Source organism: Rhodococcus sp. NPDC059969, from assembly GCF_042738325.1.
Lineage (GTDB): Bacteria > Actinomycetota > Actinomycetes > Mycobacteriales > Mycobacteriaceae > Rhodococcus_F.
Window position 1 is genome coordinate 169,015 of record NZ_JBHWUF010000010.1, and the last position, 23,611, is coordinate 192,625.

At 61.2% G+C, this 23,611-nt stretch carries 27 protein-coding genes; 6 read left to right on the forward strand and 21 right to left on the reverse strand.

Annotation, left to right across the window (positions count from 1 at the left end; all coding sequences use genetic code 11):
• Positions 1 to 263 precede the first annotated feature (263 nt).
• A complete protein-coding gene (locus ACFWAD_RS24125; protein WP_378548467.1) occupies positions 264 to 989 on the forward strand; it encodes an anti-sigma factor domain-containing protein in 726 nt (241 codons plus the stop codon).
• Complete coding sequence (locus ACFWAD_RS24130; protein ID WP_378548470.1) at positions 989 to 1,462, forward strand: GtrA family protein; 474 nt, start codon at positions 989 to 991, stop codon at positions 1,460 to 1,462. The genes ACFWAD_RS24125 and ACFWAD_RS24130 overlap by 1 nt, the downstream gene beginning before the upstream one ends.
• A 3-nt stretch (positions 1,463 to 1,465) precedes the next feature.
• Here ACFWAD_RS24130 and ACFWAD_RS24135 read toward each other — a convergent pair whose 3' ends face one another.
• From ACFWAD_RS24135 to ACFWAD_RS24185, 11 genes are all read right to left on the reverse strand, one after another.
• A complete protein-coding gene (locus ACFWAD_RS24135; RefSeq protein ID WP_378548473.1) occupies positions 1,466 to 1,978 on the reverse strand; it encodes an SRPBCC family protein in 513 nt (170 codons plus the stop codon).
• A gap of 24 nt (positions 1,979 to 2,002) precedes the next feature.
• Positions 2,003 to 2,701, reverse strand: coding sequence for a DUF2064 domain-containing protein (locus tag ACFWAD_RS24140; RefSeq protein ID WP_378548476.1), 699 nt, complete (start codon positions 2,699 to 2,701; stop codon positions 2,003 to 2,005).
• Complete coding sequence (locus ACFWAD_RS24145) at positions 2,698 to 3,369, reverse strand: glycosyltransferase family 2 protein (RefSeq protein ID WP_378548479.1); 672 nt, start codon at positions 3,367 to 3,369, stop codon at positions 2,698 to 2,700. The genes ACFWAD_RS24140 and ACFWAD_RS24145 overlap by 4 nt, the downstream gene beginning before the upstream one ends.
• Positions 3,362 to 4,420, reverse strand: coding sequence for an NAD-dependent epimerase/dehydratase family protein (locus ACFWAD_RS24150; RefSeq protein ID WP_378548482.1), 1,059 nt, complete (start codon positions 4,418 to 4,420; stop codon positions 3,362 to 3,364). The genes ACFWAD_RS24145 and ACFWAD_RS24150 overlap by 8 nt, the downstream gene beginning before the upstream one ends.
• Positions 4,417 to 5,229 carry an S-methyl-5'-thioadenosine phosphorylase gene (locus tag ACFWAD_RS24155; protein WP_378548485.1) on the reverse strand — a complete coding sequence of 271 codons (813 nt, stop codon included), beginning with the start codon at positions 5,227 to 5,229 and terminating at the stop codon, positions 4,417 to 4,419. Before ACFWAD_RS24155 ends, ACFWAD_RS24150 begins: the two co-directional genes overlap by 4 nt.
• 50 nt (positions 5,230 to 5,279) lie before the next feature.
• Complete coding sequence (locus ACFWAD_RS24160; protein ID WP_378548488.1) at positions 5,280 to 6,677, reverse strand: hypothetical protein; 1,398 nt, start codon at positions 6,675 to 6,677, stop codon at positions 5,280 to 5,282.
• Positions 6,641 to 7,246 (reverse strand): methyltransferase domain-containing protein, encoded by a 606-nt coding sequence (locus ACFWAD_RS24165; RefSeq protein ID WP_378548491.1) that lies wholly within the window; start codon positions 7,244 to 7,246, stop codon positions 6,641 to 6,643. Before ACFWAD_RS24165 ends, ACFWAD_RS24160 begins: the two co-directional genes overlap by 37 nt.
• Before the next feature lie 80 nt (positions 7,247 to 7,326).
• Positions 7,327 to 7,839, reverse strand: coding sequence for a hypothetical protein (locus tag ACFWAD_RS24170; protein WP_378548494.1), 513 nt, complete (start codon positions 7,837 to 7,839; stop codon positions 7,327 to 7,329).
• 1 nt (position 7,840) lies between these two features.
• A complete protein-coding gene (locus tag ACFWAD_RS24175; protein ID WP_378548497.1) occupies positions 7,841 to 9,127 on the reverse strand; it encodes a molybdopterin-dependent oxidoreductase in 1,287 nt (428 codons plus the stop codon).
• 4 nt (positions 9,128 to 9,131) lie between these two features.
• Positions 9,132 to 9,809: a hypothetical protein gene (locus tag ACFWAD_RS24180; protein ID WP_378548500.1), complete on the reverse strand. Its 678-nt coding sequence runs from the start codon at positions 9,807 to 9,809 to the stop codon at positions 9,132 to 9,134.
• A gap of 725 nt (positions 9,810 to 10,534) precedes the next feature.
• The gene (locus ACFWAD_RS24185) at positions 10,535 to 11,968 is read right to left on the reverse strand and encodes an FAD-dependent oxidoreductase (protein ID WP_378548503.1); all 1,434 of its coding nucleotides are present in this window, start codon (positions 11,966 to 11,968) and stop codon (positions 10,535 to 10,537) included.
• A gap of 425 nt (positions 11,969 to 12,393) precedes the next feature.
• Here ACFWAD_RS24185 and ACFWAD_RS24190 point away from each other — a divergent pair, with 425 nt between their 5' ends.
• Together ACFWAD_RS24190 and ACFWAD_RS24195 are read left to right on the forward strand one after the other, a co-directional pair.
• Entirely contained in the window at positions 12,394 to 12,705 is a 312-nt protein-coding gene (locus tag ACFWAD_RS24190; protein ID WP_378536049.1) for an STAS domain-containing protein, read from the forward strand.
• Positions 12,706 to 12,941: 236 nt separating this feature from the next.
• On the forward strand, positions 12,942 to 14,213 hold the full coding sequence (locus ACFWAD_RS24195; RefSeq protein ID WP_378548506.1) for an EAL domain-containing protein: 1,272 nt from the start codon (positions 12,942 to 12,944) through the stop codon (positions 14,211 to 14,213).
• A gap of 57 nt (positions 14,214 to 14,270) precedes the next feature.
• Here the strand turns inward: ACFWAD_RS24195 and ACFWAD_RS24200 are convergent, their stop codons facing one another.
• The 3 genes from ACFWAD_RS24200 to ACFWAD_RS24210 all read right to left on the reverse strand — a co-directional run bounded on the left by ACFWAD_RS24200 (position 14,271) and on the right by ACFWAD_RS24210 (position 16,363).
• The gene (locus ACFWAD_RS24200) at positions 14,271 to 14,513 is read right to left on the reverse strand and encodes a hypothetical protein (protein ID WP_378536053.1); all 243 of its coding nucleotides are present in this window, start codon (positions 14,511 to 14,513) and stop codon (positions 14,271 to 14,273) included.
• A gap of 789 nt (positions 14,514 to 15,302) precedes the next feature.
• Positions 15,303 to 15,932, reverse strand: coding sequence for a uridine kinase (locus ACFWAD_RS24205; RefSeq protein WP_378536055.1), 630 nt, complete (start codon positions 15,930 to 15,932; stop codon positions 15,303 to 15,305).
• Positions 15,929 to 16,363 carry a nucleotidyltransferase domain-containing protein gene (locus ACFWAD_RS24210; RefSeq protein ID WP_378536057.1) on the reverse strand — a complete coding sequence of 145 codons (435 nt, stop codon included), beginning with the start codon at positions 16,361 to 16,363 and terminating at the stop codon, positions 15,929 to 15,931. The genes ACFWAD_RS24205 and ACFWAD_RS24210 overlap by 4 nt, the downstream gene beginning before the upstream one ends.
• 119 nt (positions 16,364 to 16,482) lie before the next feature.
• Between ACFWAD_RS24210 and ACFWAD_RS24215 the strand changes: the two genes are divergently transcribed.
• Positions 16,483 to 16,968 (forward strand): flavodoxin family protein, encoded by a 486-nt coding sequence (locus tag ACFWAD_RS24215; RefSeq protein WP_378548509.1) that lies wholly within the window; start codon positions 16,483 to 16,485, stop codon positions 16,966 to 16,968.
• On the opposite strand, the gene ACFWAD_RS24220 is transcribed toward ACFWAD_RS24215, so the two are convergent.
• From ACFWAD_RS24220 to ACFWAD_RS24230, 3 genes are all read right to left on the reverse strand, one after another.
• Positions 16,941 to 17,186: a hypothetical protein gene (locus tag ACFWAD_RS24220; RefSeq protein ID WP_317552662.1), complete on the reverse strand. Its 246-nt coding sequence runs from the start codon at positions 17,184 to 17,186 to the stop codon at positions 16,941 to 16,943. The genes ACFWAD_RS24215 and ACFWAD_RS24220 overlap by 28 nt on opposite strands.
• Positions 17,186 to 17,572 (reverse strand): nuclear transport factor 2 family protein, encoded by a 387-nt coding sequence (locus ACFWAD_RS24225; RefSeq protein ID WP_378548512.1) that lies wholly within the window; start codon positions 17,570 to 17,572, stop codon positions 17,186 to 17,188. Before ACFWAD_RS24225 ends, ACFWAD_RS24220 begins: the two co-directional genes overlap by 1 nt.
• Positions 17,573 to 17,686: 114 nt before the next feature.
• On the reverse strand, positions 17,687 to 18,187 hold the full coding sequence (locus tag ACFWAD_RS24230) for a flavin reductase family protein (RefSeq protein ID WP_378548515.1): 501 nt from the start codon (positions 18,185 to 18,187) through the stop codon (positions 17,687 to 17,689).
• Between the two features lie 225 nt (positions 18,188 to 18,412).
• On the opposite strand from ACFWAD_RS24230, the gene ACFWAD_RS24235 reads away from it, so the two are divergent.
• A complete protein-coding gene (locus ACFWAD_RS24235; protein ID WP_378448547.1) occupies positions 18,413 to 19,114 on the forward strand; it encodes a PadR family transcriptional regulator in 702 nt (233 codons plus the stop codon).
• 1 nt (position 19,115) lies between these two features.
• On the opposite strand, the gene ACFWAD_RS24240 is transcribed toward ACFWAD_RS24235, so the two are convergent.
• The 4 genes from ACFWAD_RS24240 to ACFWAD_RS24255 form a co-directional block, all read right to left on the reverse strand.
• Positions 19,116 to 19,898 (reverse strand): IclR family transcriptional regulator, encoded by a 783-nt coding sequence (locus ACFWAD_RS24240; RefSeq protein WP_020968790.1) that lies wholly within the window; start codon positions 19,896 to 19,898, stop codon positions 19,116 to 19,118.
• A 209-nt stretch (positions 19,899 to 20,107) separates the two neighbouring features.
• The gene (gene bphC, locus ACFWAD_RS24245; protein WP_378536064.1) at positions 20,108 to 21,019 is read right to left on the reverse strand and encodes a biphenyl-2,3-diol 1,2-dioxygenase; all 912 of its coding nucleotides are present in this window, start codon (positions 21,017 to 21,019) and stop codon (positions 20,108 to 20,110) included.
• Between the two features lie 39 nt (positions 21,020 to 21,058).
• Positions 21,059 to 22,240 (reverse strand): acyl-CoA dehydrogenase family protein, encoded by a 1,182-nt coding sequence (locus ACFWAD_RS24250; protein WP_019749417.1) that lies wholly within the window; start codon positions 22,238 to 22,240, stop codon positions 21,059 to 21,061.
• 51 nt (positions 22,241 to 22,291) lie between these two features.
• Entirely contained in the window at positions 22,292 to 23,488 is a 1,197-nt protein-coding gene (locus tag ACFWAD_RS24255) for a Rieske 2Fe-2S domain-containing protein (RefSeq protein ID WP_378448545.1), read from the reverse strand.
• Between the last annotated feature and the right edge of the window lie 123 nt (positions 23,489 to 23,611).

Here is a 23,611-nt window from a genome sequence, read left to right on the forward strand (position 1 = left end):
GGCCCACGAATTGATCGCTTCGAGACGGTTTCTTTGCGAAAAGCCTTGTGTGCTTGGCCATCCACAGCGTCGTCGGCAACGAATGCCATTCAGCAGCTTTACCTGCATCCATCTCGAGTTGCTAGGAGGTGCTCTGGTGGTACTTGATCGAGGACAATGCGAGCAATACAGCGATTCGCTCAAAAATCGTCCTGATCGGCGACACGGGGCGAGTTGGTCACTCCCCGCGCTGTCGTGTACTGCGCCGCACCCGGATTCTTGCAATGGATGAGGACGCCGAATTCCTCCTCGCCACAGACGTTCTAGCCAGTCTTTATGCGCTCGACGCAGTCTCGCGCGACGAGAGACTGCAGATCGAGCGGTGGCTCGATCTGGCTGATTCAGTGCGGAGAGACGATTTCTTACGCGAGGTCGCTACGGTGAGGTCGACGATGGACGTCCTCGCAGCGATGACTTCGGTCGATCCCCCACCGCGTTTGCGTCGACGGTTGCTTGAGCGGGTGTTGCGGCTTCGGCACTCAAGTCTGTACAGCGGTGAAAGTGCCCAACCGATACACAGGGACTTCCCGACAAAAGCGGCTGCGATGGTGGCGGTGGCGATCGTCATCCTCGGCGGAGTTGGCGGGGCGGTCGCATTCGATCGTGAGGGTGAGATTCCGAGTTCGGCACAGATTGTGGCAGCTCCGGATGCGCGGAAGATAACCACTGACGTCGTCGATGGCGGAACCATCGCAGCGACTGTGTCGGATCTACTTCGATCAGTGACGGTGGAGGTACACGGACTCGAAGATGTGGTGCGTGGAGGGTCGGAATTTCAGTTGTGGCTGGTCTCGACAGCGGAACCCTCGACCGTTGATGCAGGCCGATTGGACGACCGACGAGTGATCACGGGGATCGAGGGCGTCGATGCTCTCATGGTGACCGTAGAACCTGCCGGAGGGTCGAAACAGCCGACACAGCGGCCGGTTGCCGTCATATGGTTGGCGTGATGGTCGATATCCGAAAGCGTGGGACAAGTTCTGTCGGGATGCACGAGACCTGGCGTACGCGAGCACGGGACATCTTCCGTAGCCGGCTGTTTCGTTTCTATCTGGTGGGTGGCGCAAGTGCTGGTGTGTATCTGCTGCTCTTCCTGATCCTCCGTGTTTACTGCGCATCGCAACTCGCGAATGTGTTGGCGCTGTTGATCTCTGCGATAGCGAATACAGCGGTGAATCGGCGATTCACATTCGGGATTCGTGGTACCGCAGGAATCATCAGGCAGTATCTGCAAGGACTGGTCGTCTTCGCTCTGGGATTGGTGGTGACCAGCGGCGCACTGTTGGTGCTGCATTCCCGAACAGCGGAATCTTCTCGGACGCTGGAGGTGTCAGTTTTGATTGCCGCGAACGTGATTGCCACGATCGTGCGGTTCCTCGGGCTACGACGAGTATTTTCGGGTGCGCATGTCCCTCGCGAGTAGTGGTCAGCGGGTGTGTGGTCCTTGTTCGATGTCTCGTTTGATGTTTTCGAGGGTTTTCTTGATGTTCCCACGTTGAAAATCGGCGAAAGTCTTGCCTCCTGTGGCGATCTTGTCGAACATGTTTGCCGCGAAATCGGGCCATGCCCGCCGGTCGTCAATCCATGTCTCCGTGACCCGCGTCCCGCCGGCGACCGGCTCGAACCGGTATCGCCACGTTGCGATGGCTGCGGGAATTCGGGGCCTGGAGATGCCGATCTTGTGTACTCGAAATTCGAACAGTCGTCCGCTTTCCGCCGCGGTCACTGTGCACTGCGTGGTCCACCGCGCGCGCCCACGTTTGTTGTGGCCGTCGAATCCCATTCCTGGGTACGCTTTTGCCCGGCGTATATGCATGGATGCTCCCAGATTTTCCGGACTCCACGTGCCCATGCGCGTCGGATCACTGATGAGGTCGTACAGGGTCGAAGGCGCTTCTTCGATCACGATGTTGTCGGATATCGTGTATTCACGTGCCATGTCGTTCACCTTTGTCGTCGAGGGTTAGGCAGAGCTTCCGTGGTTGAGCGAGTGTACGGTCCTGCGGAATTGGCTTGTCGGTGAGCAGCGGGCCGCAACAGCGCGAAGATCGGCCAGGTAATCGACATCGCGCAGCGTCGCCACAGGCAATACCCGTACTCCGATGTCTCTCAGCGCTGCTCTGGTTCGCTCACCGGTGTCCGGCCGCGAAGTGGGGACGGTTGCAATGGCAGCGGCAACGACTGCGTTTTGTACGCCGAGCACCCACCAGCCGCCATCTTCGGCCATTCCGAGTACCGCTGTAGGAGAGCTGCATTGCAGCGTTCTTCCCGCGTGCAACAGCAGCTGCGGTGTCAGTTGCGGTGTGTCCATGCCGATCTGGACTATCGGTCCGCTGACGATCGCAGCGGTGTCAGAGTGCGCGTGAGCGAGACGGTGACCGAGATCGTGTCCACGTTGCTCGATGACGATGAAGTCCTTGAGTGCATCTCGAACGTCGTCGCCTCGCACCGCGTCGGCGAGGTCTCCGGTGATCGCGACGATCCGGTTTCCTGCTGGGACTGCCGCGACGACACGCAATGTGTCGAGCAGAGCGGCGGCAGCGATTTCCGCAGCAGCAAGATCACCGACGTCTGCCGCCAGTCGCGTCTTCGCCAGCCCTGGTACCGGTGCCTTCGCCACCACCAGAACGGCGAAGTCGTCGTGGTTCGGTGTTGTAATCATCCGATCACCTTCCAGAAGTCGCGAATCGCTCGGATCGTGCCCAACGGTGATCCGGACACTTTCGAGTGGCCGGCGGTGCGGTTCCGGTAGGCGATGTCCCGCTCGGTGACTGTCCAGCCGGCAACAGCGGCCCGGACGAGAAGCTCGAGAGGATATCCGGATCGACGATCGGTCACTCCGAGATCGATCAGTGATCGCGTTCGGGCCACCCGGACAGCCCCGATGTCGTGCACGGGTAGCCGATATTTCGTGCGCAGTCGCGCGGCGACGAGCGCGTTTCCCCAACGCGCGTGGAGCGGCCACCGGCAACCGCGTTGCGGGATGCGTCGTCCTACGACGAGGTCGGATCCGGCCAGGTCTGCGATCATTGCAGGCAGTTCCCGTGGATCCATCGAACCGTCGCCGTCGAGTACACACACCACAGGAGTGGTCGTGGCCAAGATTCCGGTGTGGACAGCTGAGCCGTAACCGGGCACCGGCTGGCGCATCACACTGGCACCGTGGGCACGTGCGACCTCGGCGCTTCCGTCGGTGGAGTTGTTGTCCACCACTATCACCGTGTATCCGTGAGGTATAAGGGCGAGCACGCCGGGAAGCGACCCGGCCTCGTCCAGGCACGGAATGACGACGGTGACGTCGGCCGGTTCGATTGCGGCAGCCTCAGACATGTGGAGGCCCCGCAATCTCGCAGTCTCGTAACGCCATCGTCGCGAAATCGCGAAGTCCGTTGGCCGGCATGATGCTCGCCCGAAAACCCAGCTCACTCTCGGCGCGCACAGGGCTGGCCACCACATGCCGGACATCTCCGGCCCTGTAGTCGCCTGTGATCGCAGGGGGCGGCCCTCCGCAGGCTTCGGAGAGCACGTTAGCGACGTCACCGATGGTGATCGGCTGTCCGGAGCAGATGTTGAAGGCACCGAAGCCGGGCAGCTGTGCCTCGATGGCAGCGACATTGGCGCCCGCCACGTCACGAACCTCGACGAAGTCCCTCGTTTGCTTGCCGTCCTCGAATACTTGCGGTGCCTGACCGGATTCCAGGGACGAGCGAAACATGGCGGCGACTCCGGAGTACGGAGTGTTGCGCGGCATGAATTCTCCGTAGACATTGTGATAGCGCAGCGCCGTGACCGAGCCGCCTGTCGACAATGCCCAGGCGAGAGCGTAGTTCTCTTGGGCGAGTTTGCTTGCTGCATAGGTGCTTCGGGGCCGGAGCGGAGCCTCTTCATCGACCGCTTCCCAGGTCAATGGTTGTCCGGTGACCGGGTCGCGATTGTCGAACATGCCCGCGTCCAGATCCTGCCGTGTGCGTGCAGGCGGAATCACCGTCACACCGGCGGCGTTGCGGTAGCGGCCGTCACCGTAGACAACCATCGAGGAACCGAGAACCAATCGCGTGCAGCCTGTTCGGTGCATCGCGGCCAGGAGGACGGCGGTTCCGAAATCGTTGTGACTGGCGTAGGCCGGGGCGTCTTCGGCATCGACGCCGGCTCCCACGACCGCAGCCTGATGACAGACCACATCAATCTCCCGGAGCACGTCAGTCAAGGCATCGGCGGATCGTACGTCGACGACGTTGATCCCCCGAGGTGTTCGGGGTGCGCTGCCGTGAGCGGAGGGCAGCAGCGCGTCGACGGCAACCACCTCGTGCCCCCGCGCTGCGAGGGCGGTGCGGATATGTCCTCCGATGAAGCCGGCTGCGCCGGTCAACAGCACCCTCATCGCGTCGGCAGTTCGATGGGGAGCGTGACTCCGTCGTGAACTCGGCAGCTCTCGCACGAACCGTCTGGTGCAGCGCTGATCGAGGCTCTGACCAGCTTTTTGAACGGTCCGAGGTTGCGCTCGAACTCGGCGAATACATCGATGGCACGCACCCCGTCACCGGCGTCGATGCCGGCGTCGAGATCGGTGACGAGTCCGATGGCGACGTAGCACTGCTCGAGCTCACGCGCCAGTACCGCTTCGGGGTGTCCGGTCATGTTCACCAACGTCCATCCCTGGCGGGCATACCATTGGCTTTCTGCGCGGGTGGAAAAGCGCGGGCCTTCGACGACCACCATCACGCCACCGTCGATTGTGTCGGGTTGCATTGCTGCGCTACGCAGTTGAGGGCAGTACGGGTCGGCGAATTGGACGTGCACGCCACCGTTGTCGAAGAACGTCTGTGCGCGGCCGCTGGTCCGATCCACGAGTTGGTCGGGCACCACCACTGCGCCCGGCCCGAGGTCTGCGGTCAAGCTGCCGACGGCGCACGGCGCGAAAATCTTTCTGACTCCGAGCATTCGCAGCGCCCACATGTTCGCGCGGTACGGAACGGTGTGCGGAGAAAATTCGTGGTTGCGTCCGTGTCGCGGTAGGAAGGCGACTCTGCGTCCTTCGACGTCTCCGACCGTGATTGGGGCGCTAGGGGTTCCGTACGGCGTGACTGGTGTGACGTCGATCGAGTCTGTGTCGAAGAAGGAATAGAAGCCGCTGCCTCCGATCACTGCGATGTCAGCAAAGGGGAGGTCGTGATCGCTGGTCTTCGTCATCGTGTGTCCTTAGGTGTGTTGTTGTCCGGGGTCTCGCGGGGTTATTCGCGTCACCAGTTGGTGAGGACGAGGTGGTTGATCGCCAACGCGGTGCTTGCTTGTACGGCCAACCAGAATCGGTGTGTCTGGCGTGGCAACAGCGCGGGCGCTGTCAGGATCCACATTTGGAAGGGCAGCCAAATGCGTTCTGTTTCGGCTTTGCTCAGTGCGCTGAGGTCGGCGACGATCACCGCAAGTAGGCCGGCGAGTGCCATCACGTTGACCGGGGAGAGGGCGCGAAGTTTCGACCACGTCAGAACCCGTGGCAGCGCCGCGGCGGAGGCAAGGCCCACCGCGCAGATGAGTGAGGCGAAATTCGCCCATCCCCAGTAGGCGAACGGCCGCGAGGATGCGATGCCTTGGTAGTAGCGCTCTTGGACGAGGAAGTAGCCGTCGAACCACCAGAACCCGTATGCGGTGAACACACCCGCCACCGCGAGGGCTCCCATCGAGGCGCCGATCAGAGGCCTGGCCGTGCGACTGACCACAAGTACGGCGACGGCAGGAACCGCCATCAGGGCGAGCCCGTAGTTCAGGTAGACACCCCACCCGAGCAGGACGCCTGCCGCAACCGACGACAGGAACCAGCGCCGGCCGCTTCCGCGTGCGGCGACGGCCAACAAAGCGATACCCCACGCGGCCACTCCGGCGAACAGTGCATCTGCCGAGACCGCCAACCAGATCGCCGCGGGCGACAAAGCCAGAAAAGGCGCCGCGCGGCGTGCCATGGTCTCGTCCCCGAGCGCGCGCACGGCGACGATCACCGCCGCCGCCGCACTCGAGCCCACCGCCACACACAGCGCGGATGCCCACGCACCTCCTCCAAGCCCGATCCGGTCGAGCCACACGAAAGTCAGCACCGCGGCCGGGGGGTGGCCGGAGACGTGTGTCGTCCACGAGTCGGGCTGGAAATCGAGTATCCGATCGCTGAATCCGGCAAGGGCGGAAGGGATATCCGTGATCCCGGGTACCTCGTGCAGATACTCATCGCGTGAGGTCAGCCGGCCGGCGAATCCGCGCTGCCACCCGTCGATCATCGCCAATGACATCGCCCAGATCGCGGAGGTTGCCCAGGTGCTCAGGACGAGACGGCACCACGGGAGCGCTGCGGCGACGCGCGGCCCCCACATCACGACCGCTACCGCCACTACGAGGGCGATCGGGGTGCCCCAACCGAGGTGGGCATCGACGAACCCGAAGAGCGGATTCGCGTCGGAAAAATCCTTGTAGGACTCGGTCGTGTTGTCGAGGATTGGGGTCACCGAGCCCAACCCGAGATGGGGCACGACAAACGCGGCCACTACAAGCATCAGGGCCAGTGCTGCACCGACGAAATCGCGCAGGAGAAAGTTGCGTGTGCCGTGAGTCGGTATCACTGCGGACTCGATGCTGTGAGCCAGACGAAACATCGATGGCCTACCTCCACCGTGCGAGCAACTCGCAGTCCCGCGTCGGTAGCGATCGCGGGGACGGCTTCCAATCCGACGGTGGCCCAACTGAACCAATGTCCTTGTAGAACGTCGGTTTCCCACCTCATCTTTCCGACCCGGATGCCATGTGCGGCGGCCGGCGGTTCCACTTCGGCAATGACGACGCCGCCCGTTGCGAGGAGTGTCGCCGCCCGGCGCAGTACCCGTAGTGGGTCTCCGTCGATGCCGATGTTTCCGTCGGCCAACAGCACGTGCGCCCAATGCCCCACGAGCGGTAACGGATCGAAGATGTTTCGGTTGACCGCATGTGCTCCGCGGCTGATCGTCATCGCCACTGCGATTTCGGAAGTGTCCACGCCCAGAGCGTTGACCCCTCTCGCTGTCAAAGTTGCGGTGAGTCTTCCTGGGCCGCAGCCGAGATCGAGAGTGGGGCCGGTGCAGTGTGCCAGCATGATGTCATCTGCGTGTCGGTCAGCCGGTGTTGTGCGTGTGTCGCCCATCCAGCGTTCGAGCGGTGCCTCTCGGCGGATGCCGGAGTCGCTTGTCATCCAGCACGGGAGTCCTTTGCCGGCGCGTTGAAACACGACATCTGTCGACACCGGGTCTACGGCTGATGTGATTGTCCGTGTCATGGTGCACCTGCTTTCGTGCTTCGAAGGCTTTCAATGGCAAGTCGGGCGGAATACGCAAGTGCACTTGCTGCGAACATCGCTGCTGAGAGAAGCAACCAACGCGCAAGAAACGGCTCCTGCGTCAATCCTGTGGCGGCTACGTAAGTTGCGCTGCCTTGCTTGATGATTCCGGGGAAGAACAGGACGAATGTCAAAGCCGTTCCTAGGCAAGGGACCCGGATGTAGTTGATTGCAGGCACCGACGTCGGCCGCGTAACGCGGCGGCCTCGCAGTGCGTCGATACCAGCCGAGAGTGATCTGTCTGCGAGTGCATAGAGTGGAAACAAGATGAAGTCATGAGCGATGAGTGCGCCGACGAACCACACTGCGATCGACTGCCACCACACTCCGGTGTTCCAGAACGCGTCCGGACCGGTGACCATGACCGCGTACCCGACGAGCGCGAAGCACAACAGCACTGCCAGCAGATGAAGCGGGTTCGCGCCGTAGAATCGGATGAACCTTTTCATCTCACGCCCCCCTGAACGCGATGGACTGCACCCATTTGGTGTTGTGTACCCCGGGCAGAGCAGGCACGATGATCCTGGCGGGGTAGCCGTGATCGAGCGAGAGATCGGCGCCGTTGACTCGAAGAGCGAGCAGCGCGTCCGGATCAGTGGCCTGGTTCCCTTGCAGCGTTGCCGTGCTGAACGGGCCATTGCGTTCGAGCGAGGACACGAGAGCCGAGTCGGGCTGCGGCACACCGGCTATCACGGCTAGATCGCGCAGGCGCACCCCACTCCAGTCCTCGGTCGTCGACCATCCCTCCACACACGCGATGGGAAGCTGAGCACTGTGCTGGGACATCGCCAACAATGCGGTGCGGCTGAACTCCACGGGCGGTCCGCTCCCGCTCACCGTCAGTCTCCAACCATCACCGGTCTGATCGTCAGTGATCTGCGCGGCGGATGCCGTCCTGTTGATCTGGAAATCGTTCGGCCCCGTCCCGTACGAGCGTCCACGTGGCAGCAGCAGAGCTGCCGGTCGCAGAAATCCGCCCACCGTTTGTCCCACCGACAGCACCCCCACCAACAGAGCGCCACCGCCGACCAAGGCGAGCACTCCACGGCGGCTGATGGTCGCCGGAGCGGGTTCCTCTGTCAGCAAACCAGTTTCGTCGTCGTCTTCCGGCCGAGTGTCGGCGAGAGAGGTACGCATTTCCGCGCGGAACGAGCGCCGACGCAGGGACCGAATCATCGTCGGGATCTTGATGACGACGTGGGTGAGGAAGCCGGCGATGAACACCCACGCACCCCAATAATGTGCGGTGTAGAAGCTGAACCCGAAAATGTAGTCGTACTGGATGTTCAACACGCCGGTGATGATTTCGAAGAGAATTCCACCGACCAACGCGATCAGCGACAACCGTTCGAGCGCCTGAGCCGGCGTACGAACTGGCGGGAATACGAACAGCTTCGGTATCACCGACCACAGCTTTGCCAAAACAATAGGTACCAGAATCAACCCGAGGCCCACATGCAGGCCCTGAGTGAGTCGGTAAAGCCAGGGCGGCCGCGTCGGCCACTGAAAATACGGCAGGCGCAGCCAACCGACATCACTGGGCATTGCCTGCCCGAATTGGGGACCGTACGCGATGAAAGACAACAATCCGGTGATGATCACGATCGGCAGACCGATCAGCAAGACGGCACCAAATACCGAGGTCAGCCACGGACCTCGGACGGAACTCCGAGGCCGCAACCGCGAAGGCGCGAAGGAATTGAAGAATTCCTTGACCTTCGCAGTTACGAAACTCATCGGATTACTTCGTTGCGATCGTGATGGTGGCGATACCGACCAGCAAGCCCGGAGTCACTGCATCGGTATTGAAGGTCTTGTTCAACAAGGCCGCAGCGTCAGAGGAAATCTTCACCTCGGTACCCTGCAGGATCGCGGTGTCGTTCGGACCTGTTTGCAGCGGCTTCAATGTCCGACCGTTGAGGTCGAACAGGACGGCGTCGCTCGCCGCCGGAGCGCCGTTGACCAGCACATCTCCCTTGAGGATCGATGTACCCGGATCGATGTCGAAGTTGGTCAATTCGACTGTGGTGGCGCCGGCGGCCAATGAGAGACCGCTACCGTCGTGCAAAATCTTTCCCTGCACGTAGGGATCCACGGTGCCAGGCGTCCAGTACTTCACGTTTCCGCCGGTGATGGGGAAGCTGATCGAGCCATCTGCCAGCGTGGCCGATCCCACGACACCGGGAGTCAAACCGAGGGTCGTGAGAGCTCCCGTGAAACCTGCATCGAGCTTGACGGCCGTGCTCACACCGGTCAGGTTGTCGACCTCGGCGGCCGGCGGCGGTTGCGTCGTCGTTGCGGCGGCAGAACTCGACGACGTCGATGTCCCGGAGTCGCCGTTCGATGAACACGCCGCCAAGGGAGTGAGCACCAAAGCTGCGGCAGCCACCGCGACGAGTGATTTGCGGTAGTTGATCATAATATTCAACCTTCCATATCTACAATGAGTGTCGGAAGGCATTCGGCGCCGATACGGTTGCGGATTGGCCAAGCAGAAATATTTGGTTCCATCGAAATATTTCAAACCCAAAGAATTAGATAAGTCGACGCAAAGAAAATGCAATATTGAGTTTGTTATTGGGAAATTTGGGTACACCGATCGGTGAAATCCGATAAAATTTCATATTCGATTATCATCGAGTAGTGACGAGCATTAGCCGCGCCCGACGCAAAATAGTAAGACGTCGCCCTGAAACAGGTGCACGCGATCTCCACGGCAAATCAGGAAATGTGGAGCGACCGCAGCGTCGACGAATAGTCGGTCGCATTCAAACCATGCTCGATGGCGACGCTGCAGCGATGTTCGGAGTCCGACCCAGACGAAGACACCGGGAATGCACCTACCTCGCAAAGGCACTCGGATCGGATGTTTTCAGACGAGTAACGATCACGGGTCCCGAGGCGTCAGTATGGGTAGGAAACAGTGTTCTGGCACGCAGCTCCGACCCACAGAAGGCTGAGAGTGGGCTCAGCCTGCATTTGTCTCAAATTGGCAAAAATGCAGGTGTTTGTCTCGAAATCTCATGATGTCCGATTTTTGTATCATCATCGAGATATGGCGGCAGAATTCATTTGCGCGACGACCGACCACAACTGACCAGCCACGTGATTGTGTGTAGCTAGTCAGCCGAAAGGTCGGCGATATCAAGCTTGGCGCGCGGCAGCATGGGCGCCGGCAACCCGGCCGAACGCCAAGGCATCGGCGATATGGAATCCACCGTCCTTCGCCGCGCTGTACGTGGAACTGACGGCGCCCGCCGCATACAGTCCTGGAATCGGATTGCCGGCAGTATCGAGAACGCGGGAATGACCGTCGCGGCGCGGTCCGCCGTTACTCCAACCCAGCAGTGGCGGTGCGGCGACGGCGTAGAACGGAGCCGTGGCCACCGGGGCCAACGTCTCGGGATTGCGACCGAACGAATGATCTACGCCGTCCGCGCACGCCTCGTTGTAGCGTCGCACGCTCGTTTCCACGACGGTTGGGTCCAGTCCGAGCTTCCCGGCGAGTTCGGTGAGCGTGTCTGCCTTGACGATCCATCCCTTGTCGATCTCAGCTTGATTGTCCGCACTCCACTCGTACCCTTCGTCGAGAACTCTGTGGCCGACGGGCAGTGCGTCGCGACCGGGGCTCAGTTGTCCAGCCAACCTCATCGTCTCGTCGAAGACGATGTTCATCGGTTGCACTGGAAAGTGTTGGTAGGAACCTTCTCTGAACACATGACCGTGCCGCATTTCGGCCGACTCGTCGGTGAAGCGTCGACCTTCCCGGCTGAGGAACACATAGTTGTGGGCATTCCACAGCGCCAGGAAGAAACCCGTCGGATTCTCGGGATCACCAGGGATTCCCGTAATGGTCATCATGTTGTTCATGTGCCACAGATCTGCGCCTACCGCTTGCGCCATGCGGTGACCGTCGCCGGTAGCCGATGGTGAGCCCCAGATCTTCGGATTCTCCAGGCGCAGGTAGTCGCGCACCATCGTCGGATTTGCTTCGAATCCTCCGGTGGCAAGGACGACACCCCGGCGCGCCTGGATCTGCGAAGTTTGTTCACCCGAACGGATCTCGACTCCGGTCACCGCTCCGGATTCATCCGTCAGGAGTCTGGTGGCCTCGGTGTCGAAAAGAGTTGTGATGCCGCGTTCCGCGAGAGCGGAGACGAGGAACCGGTAGAGAAGTTCATTGCCCATCTTCCCTTCGACGGTGTCCATCCCTGCGTAACAAGAACTTCCGTCGAGTTCGGCGAACTCTGCTGTGGAATGGAAATCGCCGGTCATCGCTACAGTTGCACCCAGACTGCGGAGCCAGTCGGACAGCCCGTGAGTGTTCTCGGCCCAGGCATCGATGACGTCGTCGGCAACGGGGAACTCCCCGTTCAACGAACGCAGGAAGGTTCGGGCGGCAGCGGGGTCCTGGTTGACGAACCATCCACTGCCGGACAATCGAGTGTTGCCGCCCGCGGAATCGGGTCCGCTCTTTTCCAGAATCACGATCGATGCGTCGTCGGCGTGCGCTTGGAGCGCTGCGGCCGATCCGGCAGCGCCCGATCCGATGACGAGTACGTCGACAATGTTATCCATGTCACAGAAGGTATTGCGGAATGGTGGTGCGGCGAACTCACCTTCCCGATGAGCGAGAAAGCCAGTGGTCGACGCCGCAGAGACGCCGCCCCGCAGGCACGTCGGGGGCCAGGCGAGGTGTATGCGTTCAGTGCGTCAGGGGTAGCGCCAAAAGTGCGATATCGCGCTGTGACATTTTCGAGACTCTAGCGTTACAGATCTGGATGTGTTGGTGAAACCTGCCGTTGGCAGAGTTCGTCTGGAACGCAGTGACCGACACGGTTGGTTATCCGAAGCACAGTGTTTCATCGCTGATTCCGGCGGTGGGGCACGACGAGTCCAGACAAGAGGGTTTCATGACTACGATCAACGAACGTTCTTCAGCTGCAAATGTTCTCGATCTATTTGACAGCGCCCTCCGAGAAGGGCATCGGTACAGTATCGACGTGGAAAGCTACACCCCTTCGTATGCGGTATTGAGGCTTTCCGGGGAATTGGACATGGGTCAGCGTGTGGAATTGGTGCATGCTCTCGACCGACTTCTTCTGGTCGGCACCGATATTCACGTCGATCTCTCCGGCGTGACCTTCATGTCGTCCGGAGTGGCGAATGCCGTTGTCGATGCTGCGGGGCGTGGCAACAACCGCATTCGCTTGTTTGCCCCGACGCGAGCGGTCTCCATGATTTTTCAGGCTCTCGGCGCCTCCGAACTCATTGCGGGCGATGCCACGTCGACCGCTGATGCACTCGGTGCTTGAGCCGGAAACAAATCCCACGAACGATGTGAAGTGAGCAGCGCTCGATACGCGTTGACTTGGTTCCTGGTCTGATCTGCGTCTCGATGTGCATTTTGCGGCGCGGGATCAGGTTGTCGTCACCGGGTTGCGCCGAGATTTGCGATAGTCTCGTTCAGTGTCGAGCAGCCGGCGCCGCCATCGACGCGTCCGGCCGCATGAACGCTTGGTGGTCCCGACTCGTAGTGAAGAGCCACACCATGGCGAATGACACCAACCACGGTTCGACAGCGTCGAATCCTCCGATCACCCTGTTCTCCGATGTGATTGGCCTGGAAGTAAGCATGCAGTTCGCACCGATACGCCGCCTCGACGACAACGCACTTGCAGGTGTCGAGCTGCAATTGCGTGGGCCTGACAATTCCTCTCTGTGTTCGGCGCATGCCCTTCGCCGCGCCTCGCAATTGATGCAGCAACGCTCGGAATTCGACAGTCACAAACTGACCATGTCCCGTACTGCACTCGCATGCACCGTCGCGGATCGCCTGCCGTTACTGGTGGCCGTCGACTCGGCTTCCCGCGCAGCTCTGAACGCTCCTGGTATCGAAGGAGCGACGAGAAATCTGCAACGGATCGTCATCACGGTTGACAGCGCATCGGTGCTTACCGATCCCCACAACTCTCTGGCAGTGATCAGAGAAGCCCGCGCGGGCGGGCGTCTGATTGCACTCGACGGCGTCGGCATCGACAGGCACTCGGCGACACTTCTGTCTTTGGTTGAACCCGACATCATTATCACTTCCGCTGAATTGCTTTCCAAGGCAGCATATTTCGAAGTCGGAACGACAGTGCACGCGCTCGGCGCCTACGTCGAGCGATCGAACGCGATTATCCTTGCCGAGGGTGTCGACTCGGAATCGTCCCGTCTTGCCGCAATCACCATCGGAGCCACATACGGAACGGGTGAGTTGTATCCCGCAGTCGCCGATCCGAGTTCATTGTTGTCCGAACCGGTCGTCGCGATGCCCGATACTCCGGTGTGGAGTGATCCCATCCCCGAAGTGGGCACTCCCTACTCGATCGTGTCTGCTCACAGCCAGATCCGGCGCGGTACCAAGCGTCTGTTGATCCAACTGAGTAAGTCCCTCGAAGCACAAGCCGCCACATCGGGTTCCTCGATGCTTGTTCTGGGCACTTTTCAACAAGCCGAGCATTTCACTGCATCCACAACTGCACGGTGGCGTCATCTCGCCGATACCGTGGGGTTTGCCGGTGTCTACGGTGTCGGTCTGTCCGTGATGCTCGACGGTAAAGTTCAACACGCACCGCTCGAACCGGGTGATGATCTCGTCAACGAGTGGACGGTCGTCACTCTGGGGCCACACCATGCCGCGATGCTGTCGGCGCGAGATCTTCATGACAACGGTCCAGATCTCGAACGGACCTTCGACTTCGTGCAAACCTACGATCGCACCAGTGTCACCCAGGCAGCGCACTCTATTCTCCGTCGCTACCCCAAGACGAATTCGTGAACCCAGTACCGATGTCCTCGAAGTTCGCCGCGAGCGCTGCTTGACCGGCGATCGTGGCTAAGGATTGGACGGGCGCCGCGCAAGACGTCTCTTTGCTGCAGTGTTGAGTAGATACCTTTCGGCGACCGTGTAGTCCGTGACGGTTGCGCCATCCGGCGTTGTGGTGTGGGTGAGCAGTTCGAGATAGCGGCGACGGAAGATATGGGCGTCTGATTCTGCAAGTAAGAACTCCGCCGCTGCGACGACCTCTGGTTTCGGAGCAGCGTGTGTGTGCCGGTTTCGGGCAGGCTGAGTGCTCATGTTTGCCTCTTGATTTCGAAAGCTTCTGTGCCGGTGGCCATGTGCAAGGAGATCTTCGTTTCATCACCGGTCATGAGAAGTGGTGAGTAGCTTCAGATCGATCGGCTGTCCGTCGGGGGAACGGCATTTGTGCCGCCTCCACCGAACGGTTCCCAGGCACACCAGTGCACCTTGTCTTCGAGTCGGTTCTGGAGAACTTCTTGGCATGCATCGGATCCGAGGACTGCGACCCATCGTCTACCGGCCATCGAGAACCACGGGGCTTCGCCGCAACGATCCCAGCCGTTTTTGTATCAAAGCAAGAGGTTCGCGGATGTATTCGAAAAGTTTGATCTATTCCGGGTAGTCCCGAATTGCCTGAGATGGGACGCAAGCGCGACAGGATGGGTGGAGCAGCCAGGATCTTCGACATCACGTACCTGCCTTCCGTTTACATCTGACAGTGATTCCTGTCAGATTGGGCAGTCTGCGTCACATTCGCGTCGTCTGTCAACATCGACACGCTGCTTCTCCGACACTCCGCCGGTATGCCGGTCTGAGTGGTGGGCAGCGGGCATCGCTTCAGCGTGAAGCTTCCTCGCCGCAGGACTGGAAGTCTGTGCTGCCGCGGCAGACAGGGGGCGACCGTGACCGCCAGCGGTTTGCATGCCAAGCTGACAGAGCGATATTTCTACGAGAGTTTCACCAGTAGAGACCCACTCCTCCAGCAGTTTTCGACGGAATCGTCGACGCGGCTGCACTCTGTACGGCGACCGAGCTTGGCCTCCCCATCAGGGTGCGATCAACGGATTACTTTTCGTGGGCGGCATGTGTCGTGATGTGCGGCAGGCGCGGGTCGGCGTTGTCGATGACGCAGTCGGCCCGAGTCCAGGGCTTCGCAGCGGCGAAGTACAGCCGTTGGCCGCCGACATATCTGTTCATCGACGGATGTTCCGGATCTGCGTTTGTTCCGTCGCGAAGGTTCATACGCTGGGCGGTGATCCCGAAGGGCACGTCGAGGAAGATCGAGTAGTCCCATCGTCCGGCGAGTTCGTCACGATGCAGGAAAAGGCCTTCGACGAGGACGATCGCTCCATCGGCTGCAACGAGGTATGCGTCGCTGTCCCGTCGTTGTCGGTACTCGCGGCTCCCTCGCGGCGTCAGTGGGTCGAGAACATGTCGTTCGAGGGCGTCGTAGTCGTAGCTGTCGAGCCAGAACCCTTCCGGTGATTGTCGCCCTCTACGATGGCGAATCTCCGACGGATTGAGGAAGTCGTCGACGTGAATCACGATGACGGGGCGTGCATTCAGCTGTGCCGCCAGGCTTTTTGCGAAGGTCGTCTTCCCGCTCCCGTCGACGCCGTCGATCGCGACGAGAGGCGAGCCGCGCAACGCGGATACTTCGGCGGCCAAGATTTCGAAGACCGACGCAGTGCTCATCGATCAGTTCCTACAGCACTCGCAGCAGCACGAAGAGACCCCGTGTCGTACAAAATTCGGTGGCCGTCTTCGAGCACGCGCCTCGTGCCCCCGTCGAGCGGAACGTCCGCCCAGCTTTCAGTCGCGAAATTCAGTTCGACGAGAAGACCGGAGCCCAGGCGGAAGCGTCGCTCTCGGATCGGTCCCCAGTTGGCTGCTCGGACGAAACGCGCGTCGGGACGGATCTGCACGAACCAGCCTTCATCGGCCAGTGCCTCCGGGTTTTCGGCCAGGATCATCAGATCGAGATCACTTGCCATACGCTCCGCACCGCGCGCGTACGACCCGACCAGCGCTACAGCTTTGACGCTGTCGTGCTCACCGGCCCATCGTTCAACGTCGACGAGCAACGAGTTGACTGCGCGTTTTCGCCCCTTCAATCGTGCTGACATGACGGGTATCTTTCCTCACCAAAGGGAAGTCGAGCGCAGTCCTGCCCATATCCTTGGTGGAGTTACGTGACAAACCTATGGGAGAAGATGCACATGTCCACGACCAATGAAGGCAGTCGATGAAGACGATCATCGTGTGTACCTCTGTCTCCCACGGCAATACGCGGCGGATCGCCGACGTCATCGGCGAAGTTCTCGATGCTCGCGTGGTCGAACCCGGCGACATCGACGCCGCGGAGCTCGCCGACTACGACCTCGTGGGCTTCGGATCCGGGATCTACCTGCGCTCGTACCACGAAAACCTACGTGCGTTCATCGAGTCGCTCCCCGAAGAACGCCGATCCAAGGCATTTGTCTTCGCCACCAGTGGTTTTCCCGACAAGGGGATTCACCGCTTCTCACGCCCACTGGTTCAGCTCCTCGAACAGAAGGGCTTCGATGTGGTCGCAGCCTTCTCGTCGCGTGCGTGGGATACGTATCTGCCGTTCAAACTCGTCGGCGGCATCCGGAAGGGGCGGCCGAATGCCGCCGATTTGGAATCGGCGCGCATGTTCGCCGAAGTGCTACGCGGAAGCGTTCAGGACAGCTTGCCTGGCACCGGGTAACTGCGAAGGCTCATCTCGAGCTCTCCGGCGTCGGCAAGGTCGTTGATCGTCTGACGCAGAGCGCCACACGTCCGCTGAGCGTTGGCACGGCTGTTCGCGCGCCCCAGCTCCGGGCACACTTCCTGCGACTCTTCGAGCCATTGAACGCTGGTGTGCGCGTCGCTGTACTTCTCGACCAGGACACGATTTCCGCAGTTGCGGCAACTGACCTGCCGCATCAGCGTGCAATCAGATCGGCCGGTGACCAGAAGGCGCGCATGCTCGTGATCTTCGCGTCCGCATCGAAAGTCATGACGTCGATGGGTTCGACCTCGTAGACCTGATCGCCCACCGGCGTGATGACGCGGAAGTGGAAGGCCGCGCTGGATCCGCTCACCCGCAGGGTAAGCAGCTCCGTCTCTTGCGAACCGCCCTCGAGAGCGCCGTAGAACTCGGTGATCGCAGCTTTGCCGACGCGGGGTTCGCTGCCGACCGGGTCTTCGAGCGTTGCGTTCTCGGCGTAGAGGGCGGCGATGTCCGCTGACGATCCGCGAGCCACGGCGTCGAGGTAGGTGGTTACCGTCGCCGTGATCGCGGCCGTGGTGTCTGGTTCGAGAGTGGTCATCGAGTTAGTCCGATCAGTCGAGAAGTTCAGGGTCTGACAACTACTTCGGACGCTATCGGTGCTGTCTCGATTCGGCGCCGCAATCTCCCACGCAGCGGGACGGACACAACAAACTCAGGCGTCGAAGCGTCCGAATCCACCGCGATAGAACAGAAGCGGACCGTCGTGGCGCAGCACGTTCAGGTCGGTGATGCGTGCGACGACGATGGTGTGATCACCGGCGTCGTGTTCTTGCTCGACGGTTGCCTCGATGCGGGCCAGCGCGCCGCTGAGCGCTGGAGCACCGTTGCCGGCGGCACCCCACTCGATGCCGAGGAACTTGTCGGTTCCGCCGCGCGCGAAGGCGGAACACATGTCCTGCTGATCGTGGGCGAGAACATTGATGCAGAGAGTTCCGGATTCACGAAGCTTCGGCCAACTCGTCGACGTCTTCGCCGGGCAGAACGAGAGCAGCGGGGGATCGAGCGATACCGAGACCAGGGACTGGCAGGTGAAGCCCAGTGGCGAATCTCCGTCGTGAGCGGTGATGACGGTGACGCCGGTGCAGAAATTGCTCATCACGTTACGAAGTGTGCGCCCGTCCAGAACTGGCGGCTCGGCGTTTTCCACGGACATGTCGTCTCCTTGTTCGAACTCTGCAAACAACTTCAGAAGCAACGATGTGTGGCGTCGCGGCCGTAATCCAGCGGCAGTCCCACTCAATGGCAGTAATGCCGTCTCTGCCCGGATCCGGACCGCCGAGTGCCAGGTGAAGGGGTCTCACACAAATTTGATCCCGCTCAGCGGTCGGTTCGGATTCTACGAAACCAGCAAATCACCAGTGATTGTTAGACTTCGGGCATGTCCGAACCTGATGACGTGTCCCGAGGACTTCCCGCTACCAGCTGGGCAGTGCTCGGAATGCTCACGTTCGGGGAGGAACTGACCGGAAACGATCTGAAGAAGTGGGCTGACTGGAGCGTCGGCTTCTTCTACTGGAGCCCGTCCATCAGCCAGGTCTACGCAGAGCTGAAGAAGCTCGAAAGCATCGGGTTCGTGGAGTCCCGGGTCGTCTCCGAGCCGGGTGTACGCGGCAAGCGCCTCTACTCGATCACTCAATCAGGAACCGACGCAGTCCGGACGTGGTCACGCGAAGCTCCAGTGGAGGTTCCGGTGCTCAAGCACGGCGTGATGCTGCGTCTGTGGATGGGGCATCTCAACGAGCCCGAGCGACTGAAGGCCCTGGTGGAAGCTCACATCGCCAACGTCGAAGAGCAGATTCGACGCGCGAAACTCCACGCAGATCATGCCGAGAACGAGCCGGCCTGGTCGTTCCCGGTCATGACGTTGCGCTGGTCGGAGCGTTACTTCCGAGCAGAGATCGAACTTGCTCGCGAACTTCTCGAAGACATCGATCGTGCGTCCGCCGAGTACGCGAACGTCGCCGAGCACGATCGACTGGGGTCGCCGTTGCCCTCGACGCCTGGCAGATGGAAGAACGTCGAGGAGTACGTGTTGGCGCTCGAGCAGGCCGGGCTCACCGGTAACGGCTCGACTATCTAAGTCAGGCCCCGGCTGCGGTCGGCATGTTGCGCAGCAGGTGACGACGCTGCAATGTCGGAGTGACGCTCAGCGATCCGCCGTCGATGCCTCGCCAAATGGCAGCGGCTGCCATCCGAACCGGTGCTGCGCTGACGTGGTCGAGGCGGAGAGCCTTCGACGGCGCGCAGATGGATACCGCGGCAACGGCGCGCCCGATGGGGCCGATCGGTGCCGCAAGACAGCTGAATCCCGGTAGGCCGTTTCCGGTTTCGAATGCAACCCCGGATTCGCGAATCCTGGCGAGGTGGGGCAGCGCGTAACCCGATGACTTCGGCGAACCGAACGCGAGCAGCGCCTGACCGATCGCAGTGGTCTCGGCCCGGCGTCGACCACCCACACGCGTCGGCACCGCGGCTGCGAGGCGTCCGCCGATCTTCTCCATGTAGACCACATCGGGGCCGTCGAGGATGCCGAGGTGAACCACAAAGCCGGTGACGCGGTAGAGCTCGTGGAGAAGCGGCATGGCTGCGGCGTGGAGGCGGTCCTGATGAACCGCGAGCGATCCCAGCTCGACGAGGCGCATACCGAGTTCGTAGTCGCGGCCGTCGCGACGCAGCCAACGCATCGAGACGAGACGTTCGAGCATGCGATGGGCAGACGAGCGGGGAAGGCCCGTGCTCCGAACGACTTGAGCGAGCGTCAACCTGCCGGGACCGTCGAAGGCGTCGAGAACCAGCGAGACGCGATCGAGAATTGCCGTCGGGGCCGAATCGGCGCCTAAAGCATCTACAGCCTGCAGTGTCATCGTGTACCTCACTTCTCCTAGAGCTCCACAACCAGTGAACTGGCTATTTCAATTAGAAATAGTGTCATAGACTTCCAAATTTGTGAAGTGGATCACCGGTCTGTTTTCGGGCGCGCCACCGGAGAAACGACGAAGGGGGCTTGCGCGAATACTCGCGCAGGCCCCCTTCGTTCAACTACTGGCAGGTACTACATCGCTGCCGGCAGGTACTACATCGCTGCCAGCGGCTCGCTACCCGACCAGTCGTGGCCCCAGTAGCTGTCTGCTGTGATCTCCTCGGAGGAGTACGAGTCCTGATCCACCTTCGAGCCCTCGGTGCCGAACTCGATGTCCCAGCCGCCGGGTGCGCGGACGTAGAAGGAGATCATCTTGTCGTTGGTGTGACGACCCAGGGTCGACGACACGGAGAACCCGTCCTTCATCACTCGGTCGAGTGCCTGGCCGACGGCGTCGAGGGTGTCCACCTCGACCATGATGTGAATCAGGCCGGGTGCGCCGCCGTGCGGTGCCGGGCACAGGGCCAAGCTGTGGTGACGCTCGTTGACGCCCATGAAACGGATTCGCAGCGGCCCGAATTCGGGCGGAGCCGGCAGACGGAACGCGCCGCGCGGGTAGAAGCCGAGCACCTCGGTGTAGAAGTCGAAGCTCGCCGCGCTGTCCATTACCGGAAGCACGACGTGGCCGAGACCCTGTGAGCCGGTGACGAATCGAGCGCCGAAGGGCGTCACCACCGGGCTGTGGTCGAGGATCGCTCCGTGGAAGACCTCGACAGCTGCTCCGCCGGGATCGGTGAAGGCGATGACTTCTTCGACCCGTCGAGCGTCCGCCTCGGCGAGCGAAAGCTGCTCCACCTCGGTGCCGTTCTTCTCGAGCGCTTCCTGAACGCGGCGCAGTGCGGCGTGATCGGCGACCTCCCAACCGATGTTGACGATTTCGTCGCGCTCACCCTCGACGACGACGATGCGAGCAGCGCGCTCGTCGAGCCGCAGGTACAGAGCGTTCTCATCCGGCCCACTGCCCTTGGCGAAGCCGAGAACGTCGAAAGCGAAAGTGCGCCAACGTGCCATGTCGTTGGTCGAGATCTTGACGTAGCCAAGTCCCTTGATGTCAGTGTGTGTCATCGTGTCTGGTTCCTGTCGATTTCTTGTGTCGAAGTCTGATCAGATCATCGCCCGCAGCGGACCCTGCGGGTCGGCGCCGAGGCGGCTCAGTGAGGCGGCGTGGAATACGGTGCCCGGTACGTGAATTGCGTGATGCTGCCCAGCGTGAGCGTCGCGCCAGAATCGCTGGAGCGGCTTGTCCATCCGCAGTGCGTTGCCGCCGCAGCGTGGGTAGACCTGATCGATCGCGTTGATCGCGCGCCAGGCGGCCTGCACCTGAGTCTGACGTCCCTCGGCGCGCTGCTCGAAGGTCACTTCCTTGCCGGCGTCCACTCGATCCCACATGCGGTCGACGTTGGCAAGCAGGGTGTCGCGCGCGGCCCGGATATCGGCCGTTGCCTGACCGATCGCGAACAAGGTGTACGGGTCGTCCTTGACGGCCGTGCCCTGTGCGTTGATGCGATCGGCCTGGTACTCGTTGGCGTGGAAGAGCATTCCCTCGCAGATGCCGATCGTGGCGGCGGTGATACCGAGGGGGAACATGTTCGACCACGGCATCAGGTACAGCGTCTCGGTGCGTCCGTACTTGCGCACTGCCGTGCCGTCGATGACCTCGTCGCAGTCCATGACGCGGTAATCGGGGACGTAGGCATCCTTGACCACGAGGTCTTTGGAGCCGGTGCCGCGAAGTCCCATGACATCCCACGAATCTTCGATGATCTCGTAGTCGGTACGCGGAATGATGACATGGAGCATGCGCGGCGGCATTTCCATGTTGCCGTCCTTGTCACAGGCCATCGCGCCGAGGAATGCCCAGTCGCAATGGTCTGTGCCGGAGGAGAACTGCCAGCGACCGGAGAACTTGTAGCCGCCGTCGGTCGGGATGCACATTCCGCCGGGCATGTACGGCGAGGCCATCCAGGTATCGGGATCCGATCCCCAGATCTCCTGCTGCACCTTCGGATCCGCGAACGCGAGCTGCCACGGGTGAACTCCGACGATCCCGTGCACCCAGCCGGCCGAGGGATTGAGCGAAGCCATGCGCATGACGGTCTCGGCGAATTCGCGAGGATGCGCCTCCATGCCGCCGTGTTCCTTGGGTTGCAGCATGCGGATGGAACCGATTGCCTTCATCTTCTTGGCGGTGTCGTCGGCCACCCGGCCGATCCGCTCGGCCTCGATGCCTTCGGCGAAGATGTCGTCGGCCATCGCGTTGATCTGTTCGAGCACTTCGTACGTCATGTTATTCCTTGCGTCCAGTCCGGTTGTTTCAGCTGTGTTTTCGACTGCGGATCAGGAGGTTGTCTCAAGCGCCTGGGCGTCACGTGCGGCAACGTTTTCGGCGACTTCCCGCTTCCAACTCTCCACTGCACGGGTGGTGTCGATCTCGAATTCGAAGCGCTTCGTCATGTCTTCCGTGACGTTTTCGACGTCGGTGTAGAACTGGTTGTACCAGCGCCGCAACTGGTAAACCGGGCCGTCCTCCTCGGAGAGCAGCGGGTTGTCGATGGGGGCCTTGTTCTTCCAGATCTCCACGTCCTGAAGGAATCCCATCTCGACCCCCTCGGTGAACTGCGCGGCCATCGCTGCAGTGGACTCGTCGTCCATACCGGGAAGCTTCTTGACCATCGCGCCGTACTGCAACACGAAGGCATTGTTCGAGATGGGGTAGTGGCAGTTGATCAATACGGTCTCGATGATCTGCCCGTTGGCTTCACTCTTGATCCAGTCGATCATGTACGACGGACCGAAATACGATGCATCCGAACGAAGCACAGCGTTGGGATCGCCGTAGTTGGTACCGCTGATGATGTCCTCACGTCCCACCGATTCCATGTACTGGCTCGCGACGTGACCTTCGAAGATGTTCTTGAAGTACTTGGGGAACGAGTAGTGAACGTAGAAGAAGTGGGCCATGTCCACGACGTTGTCCACGATCTCGCGGCAATGCGAGCCTTCGATGGTGAGCGTGTTCCAGCTCCAGTCGCTCCACTCATCGCTTCCGAAGCCCTCGATGTCGGGAATTGTGACCTCGGCGGGCGGGGGATTTCCCTGGGGATCGTGCCAGACGAACAGCTGACCGTTCTTCTCGAGTGTGGTCCACGCCCGCGTCTTGGCCAGCGGCGGAACGCGTCGTGCGTAGGGGATTGCCGTACATTTTCCGTTACCGCCCCAACGCCAGTCGTGGAACGGGCAGGCGATCGAATCGCCCTTGACCGTGCCCTGCGCCAGGTTGCCGCCCATGTGGCGGCAGTAGGCGTCGAGGATCTTGATGTCGCCCTTACTGTCTGCGAAGACGACAAGGCTGGTGCCGAATGCGTCGATCTGGTGGGGTTGACCGTCGCGGTAGGTCTTGCTGAGTCCGAGGCAGTGCCATCCACGCGCGAACCGCGCGGGAGGCGCTGCCGCTTCGATTTCTCGAATTTCCTCGCCGGCGCCCGACTGCGTCGGGGCGTCCGTAGTGGTGAGTGGGCCGGTTCCGAGTGCCATGTCTTCCTCCGAGCCGCGTCTTGCGACGCTCCAGTGATGTGATCCGCCTCATACAACGACGAAGCGTCCGCTGGAGATACGGCAGTTCCCGCTGGATGGAACGCCTACCCGGTGACCTGCAGA

Bases quoted from the DNA above. Each gene is read 5' to 3' on its own strand.
- ACFWAD_RS24125 (WP_378548467.1), top strand. From the start codon at position 264: ATGGATGAGGACGCCGAATTCCTCCTCGCCACAGACGTTCTAGCCAGT.
- ACFWAD_RS24130 (WP_378548470.1), top strand. From the start codon at position 989: ATGGTCGATATCCGAAAGCGTGGGACAAGTTCTGTCGGGATGCACGAG.
- ACFWAD_RS24135 (WP_378548473.1), bottom strand. From the start codon at position 1,978: ATGGCACGTGAATACACGATATCCGACAACATCGTGATCGAAGAAGCG.
- ACFWAD_RS24140 (WP_378548476.1), bottom strand. From the start codon at position 2,701: ATGATTACAACACCGAACCACGACGACTTCGCCGTTCTGGTGGTGGCG.
- ACFWAD_RS24145 (WP_378548479.1), bottom strand. From the start codon at position 3,369: ATGTCTGAGGCTGCCGCAATCGAACCGGCCGACGTCACCGTCGTCATT.
- ACFWAD_RS24150 (WP_378548482.1), bottom strand. From the start codon at position 4,420: ATGAGGGTGCTGTTGACCGGCGCAGCCGGCTTCATCGGAGGACATATC.
- ACFWAD_RS24155 (WP_378548485.1), bottom strand. From the start codon at position 5,229: ATGACGAAGACCAGCGATCACGACCTCCCCTTTGCTGACATCGCAGTG.
- ACFWAD_RS24160 (WP_378548488.1), bottom strand. From the start codon at position 6,677: ATGTTTCGTCTGGCTCACAGCATCGAGTCCGCAGTGATACCGACTCAC.
- ACFWAD_RS24165 (WP_378548491.1), bottom strand. From the start codon at position 7,246: ATGACAAGCGACTCCGGCATCCGCCGAGAGGCACCGCTCGAACGCTGG.
- ACFWAD_RS24170 (WP_378548494.1), bottom strand. From the start codon at position 7,839: ATGAAAAGGTTCATCCGATTCTACGGCGCGAACCCGCTTCATCTGCTG.
- ACFWAD_RS24175 (WP_378548497.1), bottom strand. From the start codon at position 9,127: ATGAGTTTCGTAACTGCGAAGGTCAAGGAATTCTTCAATTCCTTCGCG.
- ACFWAD_RS24180 (WP_378548500.1), bottom strand. From the start codon at position 9,809: ATGATCAACTACCGCAAATCACTCGTCGCGGTGGCTGCCGCAGCTTTG.
- ACFWAD_RS24185 (WP_378548503.1), bottom strand. From the start codon at position 11,968: ATGGATAACATTGTCGACGTACTCGTCATCGGATCGGGCGCTGCCGGA.
- ACFWAD_RS24195 (WP_378548506.1), top strand. From the start codon at position 12,942: ATGGCGAATGACACCAACCACGGTTCGACAGCGTCGAATCCTCCGATC.
- ACFWAD_RS24200 (WP_378536053.1), bottom strand. From the start codon at position 14,513: ATGAGCACTCAGCCTGCCCGAAACCGGCACACACACGCTGCTCCGAAA.
- ACFWAD_RS24205 (WP_378536055.1), bottom strand. From the start codon at position 15,932: ATGAGCACTGCGTCGGTCTTCGAAATCTTGGCCGCCGAAGTATCCGCG.
- ACFWAD_RS24210 (WP_378536057.1), bottom strand. From the start codon at position 16,363: ATGTCAGCACGATTGAAGGGGCGAAAACGCGCAGTCAACTCGTTGCTC.
- ACFWAD_RS24215 (WP_378548509.1), top strand. From the start codon at position 16,483: ATGAAGACGATCATCGTGTGTACCTCTGTCTCCCACGGCAATACGCGG.
- ACFWAD_RS24220 (WP_317552662.1), bottom strand. From the start codon at position 17,186: ATGCGGCAGGTCAGTTGCCGCAACTGCGGAAATCGTGTCCTGGTCGAG.
- ACFWAD_RS24225 (WP_378548512.1), bottom strand. From the start codon at position 17,572: ATGACCACTCTCGAACCAGACACCACGGCCGCGATCACGGCGACGGTA.
- ACFWAD_RS24230 (WP_378548515.1), bottom strand. From the start codon at position 18,187: ATGTCCGTGGAAAACGCCGAGCCGCCAGTTCTGGACGGGCGCACACTT.
- ACFWAD_RS24235 (WP_378448547.1), top strand. From the start codon at position 18,413: ATGTCCGAACCTGATGACGTGTCCCGAGGACTTCCCGCTACCAGCTGG.
- ACFWAD_RS24240 (WP_020968790.1), bottom strand. From the start codon at position 19,898: ATGACACTGCAGGCTGTAGATGCTTTAGGCGCCGATTCGGCCCCGACG.
- bphC (WP_378536064.1), bottom strand. From the start codon at position 21,019: ATGACACACACTGACATCAAGGGACTTGGCTACGTCAAGATCTCGACC.
- ACFWAD_RS24250 (WP_019749417.1), bottom strand. From the start codon at position 22,240: ATGACGTACGAAGTGCTCGAACAGATCAACGCGATGGCCGACGACATC.
- ACFWAD_RS24255 (WP_378448545.1), bottom strand. From the start codon at position 23,488: ATGGCACTCGGAACCGGCCCACTCACCACTACGGACGCCCCGACGCAG.